The organism is Halomonas sp. PBN3 (assembly GCF_000475415.1).
GTDB classification, from domain to species: Bacteria; Pseudomonadota; Gammaproteobacteria; order Pseudomonadales; family Halomonadaceae; genus Halomonas; species Halomonas shengliensis.
The window spans coordinates 26,288-38,141 of sequence record NZ_AXCA01000152.1 but is presented as its reverse complement, the minus strand read 5'-3'; the positions used below and the strand labels follow the sequence as shown (position 1 = coordinate 38,141).

8 protein-coding genes are annotated in these 11,854 nt (G+C 69.0%); 1 reads left to right on the top strand and 7 read right to left on the bottom strand.

The window, feature by feature from the left end; genetic code table 11:
- Positions 1-135: 135 nt before the first annotated feature.
- The 7 genes from leuA to pgi form a co-directional block, all read right to left on the bottom strand.
- On the bottom strand, positions 136-1,842 hold the full coding sequence (gene leuA / locus Q673_RS25930; protein WP_023005597.1) for a 2-isopropylmalate synthase: 1,707 nt from the start codon (positions 1,840-1,842) through the stop codon (positions 136-138).
- Between the two features lie 336 nt (positions 1,843-2,178).
- Positions 2,179-3,003 (bottom strand): ion transporter, encoded by an 825-nt coding sequence (locus Q673_RS25925; RefSeq protein ID WP_023005596.1) that lies wholly within the window; start codon positions 3,001-3,003, stop codon positions 2,179-2,181.
- Complete coding sequence (gene serB / locus Q673_RS25920; RefSeq protein ID WP_023005595.1) at positions 3,000-4,229, bottom strand: phosphoserine phosphatase SerB; 1,230 nt, start codon at positions 4,227-4,229, stop codon at positions 3,000-3,002. Before serB ends, Q673_RS25925 begins: the two co-directional genes overlap by 4 nt.
- Positions 4,230-4,287: 58 nt before the next feature.
- Positions 4,288-6,549, bottom strand: a complete 2,262-nt coding sequence (gene parC, locus Q673_RS25915; protein ID WP_023005594.1) for a DNA topoisomerase IV subunit A — start codon at positions 6,547-6,549, stop codon at positions 4,288-4,290.
- A gap of 199 nt (positions 6,550-6,748) precedes the next feature.
- Complete coding sequence (gene parE, locus Q673_RS25910) at positions 6,749-8,629, bottom strand: DNA topoisomerase IV subunit B (protein ID WP_023005593.1); 1,881 nt, start codon at positions 8,627-8,629, stop codon at positions 6,749-6,751.
- A 32-nt stretch (positions 8,630-8,661) separates the two neighbouring features.
- Complete coding sequence (locus Q673_RS25905) at positions 8,662-9,273, bottom strand: YqiA/YcfP family alpha/beta fold hydrolase (protein WP_023005592.1); 612 nt, start codon at positions 9,271-9,273, stop codon at positions 8,662-8,664.
- 28 nt (positions 9,274-9,301) lie between these two features.
- Positions 9,302-10,966 carry a glucose-6-phosphate isomerase gene (gene pgi / locus Q673_RS25900; protein ID WP_023005591.1) on the bottom strand — a complete coding sequence of 555 codons (1,665 nt, stop codon included), beginning with the start codon at positions 10,964-10,966 and terminating at the stop codon, positions 9,302-9,304.
- 92 nt (positions 10,967-11,058) lie between these two features.
- Between pgi and cmoA the strand changes: the two genes are divergently transcribed.
- Positions 11,059-11,853: a carboxy-S-adenosyl-L-methionine synthase CmoA gene (cmoA, locus tag Q673_RS25895; RefSeq protein ID WP_023005590.1), complete on the top strand. Its 795-nt coding sequence runs from the start codon at positions 11,059-11,061 to the stop codon at positions 11,851-11,853.
- The last annotated feature ends 1 nt before the right edge of the window (position 11,854 follow it).

Genomic DNA, 11,854 nt, shown 5'->3' with positions numbered 1-11,854 from the left:
GTTGCTTTGGAACAGGAAGAACGCCCGCTTTGCGGGCTCAAGCTTGGGACCGTAAGAACAAGCCCCAGCCCCACGCCGAGGAATCGGCATGAGGCTGGGGGTATCGGGTTTTCTTCAAGCTTCCAGCTTATGGCTTCAAGCTAAGGAGGCGGCCGTGACATTGGCCGCCGGTGCCTGGGTGGAGAGCTTGCGGTTGATGGCGCTCATCACCGCCTTCATGGAGGCGCTGGTGATGCTCTCGTCACTGCCCACGCCGAACACCGCCTCGCCGTCGATGCGCACCTCCACGTAGGCGATCGCCTCGGCATCCGAGCCCTGGCCACGGGAGTGCTCGTGGTAGTCGATGATCTCCACGTCATGGCCGGCGGCGGCCAGCGCCTTGATGAAGGCCGCCAGCGGGCCGTTGCCCTGGCCGGTGAGGGTACGCCGCTCGCCGCGCTCCTCGATGGTCGCCTCCAGGGTCACGGTGGGGCTGTCGGGCTCCGAGGAGAGGCGGTGGCTGACCAGGCCGAAGGGCGAGGTCTGCTCGAGGTATTCGTCGGCGAAGGCCTGGTAGATCATCTGCGAGGTGATCTCCTTGCCCGTGCGGTCGGCCACCTCCTGCACCACCTGGCTGAACTCGATGGAGAGGCGGCGCGGCAGCTCGATGCCGTGCTCCTGCTCGAGCAGGTAGGAGACCCCGCCCTTGCCGGACTGGCTGTTGACGCGGATCACCGCCTCGTAGCTGCGGCCCACGTCGAGCGGGTCGATGGGCAGGTAGGGCACGTCCCAGACGGCCTCCGGGTGGGCGCGACGCTCGGCCATGCCCTTCTTGATGGCGTCCTGGTGGGAGCCGGAGAAGGCGGTGAACACCAGGTCACCCACGTAGGGGTGGCGCGGGTGCACCGGCAGCTGGTTGCAGTACTCCACCTCGCGCATGACCGGCGTGATGTTGGAGAAGTCGAGCCCCGGATGCACGCCTTGGGTGTACATGTTCATCGCCAGGGTGACGAGGTCCACGTTGCCGGTGCGCTCGCCGTTGCCGAACAGGGTGCCCTCGACACGATCGGCGCCGGCCATCAGGGTCATCTCGGCGGCGGCCACGCCGGTGCCGCGGTCGTTGTGGGGATGCACGCTGACGATCAGGGCGTCGCGGTCCTTGACATGGCGACAGAACCACTCGATCTGGTCGGCGTAGTTGTTGGGGGTGGCGACCTCCACCGTGGCCGGCAGGTTGACGATCATCTTCTTCTCGGTGCTGGCACCGAAGGTATCCATCACCGCCTCGACGATCTCCTTAGCGAACTCCATCTCGGTGGTGGTGAAGAGCTCCGGCGAGTACTGGAAGGTCCAGTTCGTCTGCGGCGCCTCCTCCATGCGCTGGCGGATGCGCGCGGTGGCCTCCACGGCGATCTGGATGCACTCGGGCTTGTCGACCCCGAACACCACCCGGCGGAACATCGGGTCAGTGGCGTTGTAGACGTGCACGATGGCGCTCTTCGCCCCCTGCAGCGCCTCGAAGGTGCGGTCGATCAGGTGGTCACGGGCCTGGGTCAGCACCTGGATGGTGACGTCGTCCGGGATCCTGTCGTTCTCGATCAGCGAGCGCACGAAGTCGTAGTCGGTCTGGGAGGCGGAGGGGAAGCCCACCTCGATCTCCTTGAAGCCGATCTTCACCAGCAGGTCGAAGAGGCGCTGCTTGCGCTCCTGGTCCATGGGATCGATCAGCGACTGGTTGCCGTCGCGCAGGTCGACGCTGGTCCAGATCGGCGGCTGCTCGATGCGGCGGTTGGGCCACTGGCGATCGGGCAGGTCCACGGCGACGAAGGGGCGATACTTGGCGGCGGGGTTGTCGAGCATCATGGCGGCGTTCTCCTCTGGGATCGGGGCGTCAGGCGGGCTGGCGTTCGCAAACGACCGCGCCCCGACGGCCGTGGGGCGGTCGGGGCGCGGGGGCAGGCAGCATCGGCACGACGGCATCGCGGCACATGGGCGCGACCGCGGCGGCACGATGGGCTTGGGTGATGACGGGGGTGGATGACATGGTACGACCTCTTGACGACCGGGGCTCCACGGGGGAGCGATGACTCGGCGGTGCAGACGGCACCGCCAGCGCTCAGGCCAGCGCTAGTAGTCGTAGGTCGAGGTCGTACGCGGTCAGGTTCATGCCCCCTAGAGAATCAGGCCTGGGCGACGTTGTCAACTCCGCCGTTCCAGCAGCGTCTCCATGCGCGAGAGCTGCTCGCGCAGTTCGCGCACGTCATCGCGCAGGCCGTGGAGCTCGGCGGCCTCGCCCTCGCCGCTCTCGATCTCCTGCTGCACGCTCTCCTTCTGCATCACATCGAGCACGATGCCGATCATCATGTTGAGGAAGATGAAGGCGGTCAGGAAGATGAAGGTCAGGTAGTAGAGCCAGCTCCAGGCGTACACCTCCTGGGTGGCGTACATCACGTCGGTCCAGTCCTCGAAGGTGGCCACCCGGAACAGGGTGAGCATGGCGATGGAGATGTTGCCCCACAGGAAGTCGTCGACATCGGCGAATAGGAAGCTGCCGATGGCGGCGTAGATGTAGAAGATGATGAACATCAGCAGCGCCACGTAGCCCATGCGCGGGATCGACTTGACCAGCGCCGCCATCAGCAGGCGCAGCTCGGGGATCATCGACACCAGGCGCAGCACCCGGAAGATGCGCAGCAGCCGCGCCAGCAGCACCATCTCCGAATCGTCCAGGGGGATCAGGCTGGCGGTGACGATCAGGAAGTCGAAGACGTTCCAGCCGCGCCGGAAGAAGTCGCGCAGGCGCTTCTCCGCCGCCATGCGGATCAGGATCTCCACCAGGAAGAACACCGTCACCGCCATGTCCAGGACCAGCAGCCACTGCTGGAAACGGCTGGTCTCCTCATAGGTCTTGGCGCCGATCAGCAGCGCCGAGAGGATGATGATGGCGATGACCGCGGTCTCGAACAACTTGTTGGCGCGCAGCCGCTCGAAGCGGTCGCGCCAGGTCTCAACCCCTGCCCTCACGGTCTCGGCTCCTCCAGGTCACCCTGGCGATAGCCGATCAGGTAGAGCACGGCGTCGAGCCCCAGCGTGGAGATGGCGTGGCGCGCCTGGGCGCGCACCAGGGGCTTGGCGCGGAAGGCGATGCCGAGGCCGGCGGCGGCCAGCATCTTGAGGTCGTTGGCGCCGTCGCCCACGGCGATGGTCTGCTCCATGGCCAGCCCCTCGCGTTCGGCGATCTCGCGCAGCAGCAGCGCCTTGCGGTCGGCATCGAGGATCGGCTCGGCGACCTCGCCGGTCACCTTGCCGTTCTCGATCACCAGCTCGTTGGCGTGGATCTCGTCGAAGCCGAGCCGCTCCTGCAGGTGGCGGGCGAAGTAGGTGAAGCCGCCGGAGAGGATCGCCGTGCGATAGCCCAGGCGCTTGAGCTGGGCCATCAGGCGCTCGACGCCGTCCATCAGCGGCAGTTCCTCGGCGATCTCGGCCAGCACCGACTCGTCGAGCCCCTTGAGCTTGGCCATGCGCTCGCGGAAGCTCTGCTGGAAGTCGAGCTCGCCGCGCATGGCGCGCTCGGTGACTTCGGCCACCTCGTCATGCACGCCGTGGCGACGCGCCAGCTCGTCGATCACCTCGGCCTTGATCAGGGTGGAGTCCATGTCGAAGCAGACCAGGCGACGGTGGCGGCGCCAGATGGAGTCCTCCTGGATGGCGATGTCCACGCCGTGCATGGCGCCCAGCGCCAGGGCCTTCTCGCGCAGGGCGTCGAGGTCGACCTCCTCGCCGCGCAGCCAGCACTCCACGCAGGCGCCCTGGATGGCGTCGTGCTCGCCGGGCACGCCACCATCCAGCGGCTCGCGGCCGGAGAGGCGATGGATCAGCTCCACGGTCAGGCCATGCTCGGCGGTGAGCGCGCCCACCTCGGCCAGGATCCCGGCGGGCAGGTGCGGCGCCAGCAGGGTCAGGATCAGCCGTGGCTGGCTGGCCTGGCTGCTCCAGCGCTGGTAGTCCTCGGCGGCGACCTGGATCGCCTGGACGTCGAGGCCCAGCTCGTCTCCCGCCGCCGCCAGCGCCGCCTCGAGGTCGGCCTCGTGGTCGAGGCCCACCAGAGCCTCCAGGGAGAGCATGCCGAAGGTCACGCTCTGGTTGATGTCCAGCAGCCGCGCGCCGCTGGTGGCCAGGGCTCGGCCGAGGCCGGCCAGCTGGCCCGGCCGCGCCGCGCCGGTGGCGCGAATCAGGATTCGTCGTGTCATGGTTGCCTCAGGAGCTCTCTCGTTTCCGCGGCTGACCCGGCGCCGCGGCACCATCTTGTCAGGTGTCGCCGCTCAACGCTTCCAGCCTGTCGACCTTCTGCAGGCCGCGGGGCAGCTTACTGCCGCGCCGGCCGCGCTCGCCGCGATAATACGCCAGATCGTCCGCCTTGAGGGTGAGGTGGCGCTTGCCGGCGTGCACCACCAGCGCCGCGCCCTCCGGCAGCACCACCAGGTCGCGCACGAACTCCTCGCGCCGCGCGGCGCGGGGGCCGGGGATATCGAGCATCTTGTTGCCCTTGCCCTTGGCCATCTCCGGCAGGTCCGCCAGCGGGAAGAGCAGCAGGCGCCCCTCGTTGGAGACCGCGGCGACCAGTGCCCCCTCCCCTTCCGGCACCGCCACCGGGGGCAGGACGTTGCACCCTTTGGGCACCGTCAGCACCGCCTTGCCCGACTTGTTCTTGCCGATCAGCTCCTCGAGCCGGGCCACGAAGCCATAGCCGCCGTCGGAGGCGAGCAGGTAGCGGGTGGCCGGCGGCGCCAGCATGACCCCCGCCATATGGGCGCCGGTCACCACGTTGACCCGGCTGGTGATGGGCTCGCCCTGCCCCCGGGCGCTTGGCAGGTTGTGGGCCTGCAGGGTGTAGGCGCGACCGGTGTCGTCGAGCAGCACCAGCGGCTGGTTGGTCTTGCCGCGGGCGGCCAGGGCGAAGCGGTCGCCGGCCTTGTAGGAGAGCCCGGCGGGGTCAATCTCGTGCCCCTTGGCGCTGCGGATCCAGCCCTTCTCGGAGAGCACCACGGTGATGGGATCGGCGCCCACCAGCTCCACCTCGGAAAGCGCGCGGGCTTCCTCGCGCTCGACGATGGGCGAGCGGCGCGCATCGCCGTAGCTCTCGCCGGCCTCGCGCAGCTCCGCCTCGATCAGGTCGGTGAGCGCCGCCTCGTTGCCGAGCAGCTCCTGCAGGCGGGCACGCTCGGCCTCGAGCTCCTCCTGCTCGCCGCGGATCTTCATCTCCTCGAGCTTGGCCAGGTGGCGCAGGCGCAGCTCCAGGATCGCCTCGGCCTGGCGGTCGGAGAGACCGAAGGCGGCCATCAGCGCGGGCTTGGGCTCGTCCTCCTCGCGGATGATGCGGATCACCTCGTCGATGTTGAGGTAGGCGATCAGCAGGCCTTCGAGCAGGTGCAGGCGATCCTCCACCTTGCCCAGGCGATGCTCGAGGCGGCGACGCACCGTGGCGCGGCGGAAGCGCAGCCATTCGCCGAGCAGCTCGGGCAGCGGCATGACCCGTGGGCGGCCGTCCAGGCCGATCACGTTCATGTTGACGCGGATGTTCTTCTCGAGGTCGGTGGTGGCGAAGAGGTGCGCCATCAGCGCCTCGATGTCGACCCGGTTGGAGCGCGGTTCGATCACCAGGCGGGTCGGCTCCTCGTGGGTCGACTCGTCGCGCAGGTCGGCGACCATGGGCAGCTTCTTGGCCTGCATCTGGGCGGCGATCTGCTCGAGCACCTTGGCCCCGCTGACCTGGTAGGGCAGCGCGGTGATCACCACGTTGCCCTCCTCGCGCACGTAGCGGGCGCGCAGCTTCACCGAGCCACGCCCGCTCTCGTAGAGCTTCCTGAGGTCCGAGCGCGGGGTGATGATCTCCGCCTCGGTGGGAAAGTCGGGGGCCGGCAGCTGTCGGACCAGGTCGGCGGTGGTGGCCTCGGGATGGCGCAGCAGGTGGCAGGTGGCCTCCACCACTTCGTGCACGTTGTGCGGCGGGATGTCCGTCGCCATGCCCACGGCGATGCCGGTGCCGCCGTTGAGCAGCACATGGGGCAGGCGCGCCGGCAGCACCACCGGCTCGTTCATGGTGCCGTCGAAGTTGGGGGTCCAGTCCACGGTGCCCTGGCCCAGCTCGGCGAGCAGCACCTCGGAGAACTTCGACAGCCGCGCCTCGGTGTAGCGCATGGCGGCGAAGGACTTGGGGTCGTCGGGGCTGCCCCAGTTGCCCTGGCCATCCACCAGCGGGTAGCGGTAGCTGAAGGGTTGGGCCATCAGCACCATCGCCTCGTAGCAGGCGCTGTCGCCGTGGGGATGGAACTTGCCCAGCACGTCGCCGACGGTGCGCGCCGACTTCTTGTGCTTGGCGTTGGCGGTGAGCGAGAGCTCGCGCATGGCGTAGACGATGCGCCGCTGCACCGGCTTCATGCCGTCGCCCACATGGGGCAGCGCCCGGTCGAGGATGACGTACATCGAGTAGTCGAGGTACGCCTTCTCGGTGTATTCGCGCAGCGAGAGGCGTTCGACATCGCCCTCCGCCACCTGGATATCCATGGTCATACGGTATGCCCCTGATCAGGGTGTCCAAAATCGTTGGCTTTCTTACCTCGCGGCTGATCCGGCGACAGGCCTTCGGGGAGGCGCTGTGAACCCTTCCCTGGGCGCTACCGATGCCATCCCTGGCATAGGACCTCCCCTCCGACCTGTCCCCGGCGCCGCTCGCCCTTGGCGCTTGTGGCTTGTGGCTTGTGGCTTGTGGCTATACCTCGATATCCGCCAGGTTGCCGTAATCCTCGAGCCAGCTCTTGCGGTCGGCGGCGCGCTTACGCGCCAGCAGCATGTCCATCATCTCCATGGTGCCGTCGCCCGCTTCCCGGGTGAGCTGCACCAGGCGGCGGGTCTCCACCGCCATGGTGGTCTCGCGCAGCTGCAGCGGGCTCATCTCGCCCAGGCCCTTGAAACGCTGCACGTTGGGGGTGCCGCGCTTGCCCTCGAGCTGGCGCAGGATCGCCACCTTCTCGCTCTCGTCCAGGGCGTAGTGGACCTCCTTGCCGAGGTCGATGCGGTAGAGGGGCGGCATCGCCACGTAGACGTGGCCGGCATCCACCAGTGCCGGGAAGTGACGCACGAAGAGCGCGCACAGCAGGGTGGCGATATGCAGGCCGTCGGAGTCGGCGTCGGCGAGGATGCAGATCTTGTGGTAGCGCAGCTTGGAGAGGTCGTCGCTGCCCGGCTCCATGCCCACGGCCACGGCGATGTCGTGGACCTCCTGGGAGCCATAGATGTCGTGGCTCTCCACCTCCCAGGTATTCAGGATCTTACCGCGCAGCGGCAGGATCGCCTGGCTCTCGCGGTTGCGCGCCTGCTTGGCGCTGCCGCCGGCGGAGTCGCCCTCCACCAGGAAGAGCTCGCTCTGGGCCGGGTCCTGGCCGGAGCAGTCGGCCAGCTTGCCGGGCAGCGCCGGTCCCGAGGTGACCTTCTTGCGCGCCACCTTCTTCGAGCTCTTCTGGCGGCGCTGGGCGGCGCTGATGACCAGCTCGGCGAGGGCCTCGGCCTGGTCGACATGGTGGTTCAGCCACAGCGAGAAGGCATCCTTGACCACCCCCGAGACGAAGCCCGCCACGGTGCGCGAGGAGAGCCGCTCCTTGGTCTGGCCGGCGAACTGGGGATCGAGCATCTTCACCGACAGCACATAGCTGACCCGCTCCCACAGGTCTTCGGCGGTGAGCTTGACGCCCCGCGGCAGCAGGCTGCGGTACTCGCAGAACTCGCGCAGGGCCTCGAGCAGGCCGGCACGCAGGCCGTTGACGTGGGTGCCGCCCTGGGGGGTGGGGATCAGGTTGACGTAGCTCTCCAGCAGCGGCTCGCCGCCCTCCGGCAGCCACTGGATCGCCCAGTCCACGCCGTGCTCCGCATCGGCGAAGTGGCCGATGAAGGGCGAGGCCGGCAGCACCTCATAGCCGTCGGTGGCTTGGGCCAGGTAGTCGCGCAGGCCGTCCTCGTACTGCCAGCGGCTCTCGGTACCGTCCGGCTCCACCAGGCGTACCTCGAGGCCCGGGCAGAGCACCGCCTTGGCGCGCAGCAGGTGCTTGAGGCGCCCGACGGCGAGCCGCGGGCTGTCGAAGTAGCTCGCCTCGGGCCAGAAGCGCAGCACGGTACCGGTGTTGCGCTTGCCCACGCTGCCGACCACCGACAGCGGCGAGACCGGCTCGCCATGTTCGAAGGCGATGGCGTGGCGGCTGCCGTCGCGCAGCACCTCCACCTCGAGGCGCTTGGAGAGCGCATTGACCACCGAGACCCCGACCCCATGGAGGCCGCCGGAGAACTGGTAGCTGGCGTTGGAGAACTTGCCGCCGGCGTGGAGGCGGGTGAGGATCAGCTCCACCCCGGAGACGCCGTGCTCGGGGTGGATGTCGATGGGCATGCCGCGGCCGTCATCGGCCACCTCGATGCCGCCATCCTCGAACAGGCGCACGCTGATGCGGCTGGCGTGGCCGGCCAGCGCCTCGTCGACGCTGTTGTCGACCACCTCCTGGACCAGGTGGTTGGGCCGGCTGGTGTCGGTGTACATCCCCGGGCGCTTGCGCACCGGCTCGAGGCCGGAGAGCACCTCGATGGAGCTGGCACTGTATTGCGTCATGTGTCGTCCGGTTCCTTGTGTTGGCTTGCCTGTCAGGCCGCCGGCAGGGCGTGGCCGCCGTGTGCGAGCAGCGCCGGCAGGTGCCGCGCGAGCACCGTGAAGGCGTGGTCGGCACCGGGGTGCAGCAGGGTGCGGGCGCCGCGATAGAGCCGGAAGGCGTGCCCAGGGTCGAGCACCTCGTCGGCGCTGCCCAGCAGCAGCAGGTAGCGCTCGGGCGCGGTGAGCCGCTCCGGCGTCAGTGCCGCGAGCTCGGCCAGGTGATGCGCCTCGATGGTGAAGCGCTCGCCGGTATAGTCGTTCGCGAAGCGCTCCCCCACCCACTCGGCCACCAGGTCCGCCGGCCGCACCGCCGGGTTGATCACCGCGGCCGGAAGGCCGTGGCGTTCGGCCAGGCAGGTAGCCAGGAAGCCGCCCATGGAGCTGCCCGCCACCAGCGGGCGCTCCCCCAGCTCGGCCAGGCGCGCCTCGGCCAGCGCCAGCGCCTCACGCGGACGGTGCGGCAGCTGCGGCGTGAGACAGGGCAGCGACAGGGCCGCGCAGGCCTGGCGCACCAGCACGCCCTTGGGCGAGTCGGCCCCGCTGTTGAAGCCGTGCAGGTAGAGCACGCCGCTGGCCGGTGGCGTCCGCCATGGCGCGCTCAGCATACCGCATCACCTGTATGCATAGCCAGCATCACACCTCTGTCTCCTCCTCGGCCGCCCAGGCCGCCTCAATCAGCGCCCGGGTGGAGGCATCCATGGCCTCCACGCCCTGGTGGCTCTCGAGGATGCGCTGGGTCTCGCCGGCGATCTTCTTGCCGAGCTCGACGCCCCACTGGTCGAAGGGATTGATGCCCCAAACGGTCGCCTGGACGAACACCTTGTGCTCGTAGAGCGCGATCAGCGCCCCCAGGGTGGCCGGGGTGAGGGCGTCGAGCAGCAGGGTGGTGGAGGGCTGGTTGCCGCGATAGCGCTTGTGGCCGGGGCGCGGGCCATCGTCGGGAATGGCATCGTCGCCAAGCATCAGCACCCGCGACTGGGCGAAGCAGTTGGCCAGCGTCAGGCGGTGCTGCCCCTTGAGGTGGGTGCGGGTGGCGAGGTCCTCGACATCGTCATAGCGCCGCAGCGGGGCGATGAAGTCGCACTCCACCGCCTGGGTGCCCTGGTGGAGCAGCTGGTAGAAGGCGTGCTGGGCATTGGGACCGAGCTGCCCCCACAGCACCGGGCAGGTGGCGTAGCCCACCTCGCGGCCGTCATGGGTCACCGACTTGCCGTTGGACTCCATCTCCAGCTGCTCGAGGTAGGCGGCGAAGTACTCCAGGCGGCCATCGTAGGGCAGGATGGAGTGGGCGCGGATATCCAGGAAGTTGACGTTCCAGATCCCCGCCAGCGCCAGCAGCACCGGCAGGTTGTCGGCAAGCGGCGCCTCGCGGAAGTGGACGTCCATGGCGTGGGCCCCGGCCAGCAGCGCCCGGAAGTTCGCCATGCCCACCACCAGGGCGATGGGCAGGCCGATGGCGCCCCACAGCGAGTAGCGCCCGCCGACCCACTCCCAGAACTCCAGCTGATGGGCCTCGGCGATGCCCCACTCGGCCATCTTGCCGCGGCTCGCCGAGACGCCGATGAAGTGCTGGCGCATCACCAGCTCGGCGTCGACGCCCTCCTCCCCGCCCAGGCGCGCCATCAGCCAGTCGCGGGCGGTGCTGGCGTTGGAGAGGGTGTCGATGGTGGTGAAGGACTTCGACGACAGCACGAACAGCGTGGTCTCGGGGCTCAAGCGGCGCAGGTAGTCGGCCAGCTGGGAACCGTCCATGGTGGAGGCGAAGTGCACCTCGACCGGGTGGACCTCCCGTGGACGATAGTCGGCCAGGGCGTGGGTCACCATCACCGGCCCCAGGTCCGAGCCGCCGACCCCCAGGTTGACCACGTCGGTGATCGCCTTGCCGGTGGCCCCGCGCCACTGGCCGGCGTGGAAGCGCTCGACCATGGTGGCCATGCGGTCCAGGGTGCGGTGCACCCCCGGCACCAGATCCTCGCCCTCCACCACCAGCGAGGCATCGGCGGGCAGGCGCAGGGCGGTGTGCAGCGCCGGGCGGTCCTCGCTGACATTGACCCGCTCACCGTCGAGCAGTCGACGGATCGCGTCCGGCACCTCGGCCGCCTCGGCCAGCGCCAGCAGGTGCGCGAGGGTCTCGGCGGACCAGCGCTGCTTGGAGAGGTCGAGGGTCAGGCCCGCGGCACGGCGGGTGAAGCGCGGCTGGCGATCGGCTTCGGCCGCGAACAGCTCGCGCAGATGGTGACGCTTCAGGGTCTCGGCATGGTCCTTCACTACCTGCCAGGCGGGGGTCTGGTCGATCATGGTTCCTCCTTGGACGCCGCGGTACGGGCTACCGTGCACCGCCCTGTTTCCCGACGTAGAATGACGGATTTCCCTGCATGACTGGCTCGACGATGAGTGACGCATCTTACCGTGACGCGATCTTTTCGACACCCCTCGACCGGGTGGCGCGCTTCTCCTTCGACGAGCGAGTCGTCGCCTGCTTCCCCGACATGATCCGGCGCTCGGTGCCGGGCTACGGCCAGATACTCGGCATGCTGGGGCTGATCGCCGCCCGACACCTGCGCCACGGCGCCCGGGTCTACGACCTGGGCTGCTCGCTGGGCGCCGGCGGCCTGGCCCTGGCCGGCCGGCTGAGCCCCGATGCCTTCCGCTACACCGGCGTGGACCTCTCGCCGGCGATGGTCGCCCGCGCCCGGGAGACACTGGCCGCCGAGTGTCCCGGGCATGCCATGGAGGTGATCGAGGGCGACATCCGCACCCTGGAGTACGCCCCCGCGGGCATGATCGTGCTCAACTTCACCCTGCAGTTCCTGCCCCCGGAGGACCGCGAGGCGCTGATGACGCGGCTCTTCGCGGCGCTGGAACCCGGTGGCGTGCTGGTGCTCTCCGAGAAGATCCGCGCGGAGGACGAGCAGGAGAACGCCTGGCTGGTGGAGCGCTACCACGACTTCAAGCGCGCCAACGGCTACAGCGATCTGGAGATCAGCCAGAAGCGCACGGCGCTGGAGAACGTGCTGGTGCCCGACACCCTGGCCGAACACCATGCGCGCCTGGCCCGGGCCGGCTTCTCGCGCAGCCACACCTGGTGCCAGCTGCTCAACTTCGCCTCCGTCGTCGCCTTCAAGAGTGAGGCGTTCAAGGACGCCGCCTTCGAGGGCGCCCCGTCGACGCCGCGGGAGGCCTGAG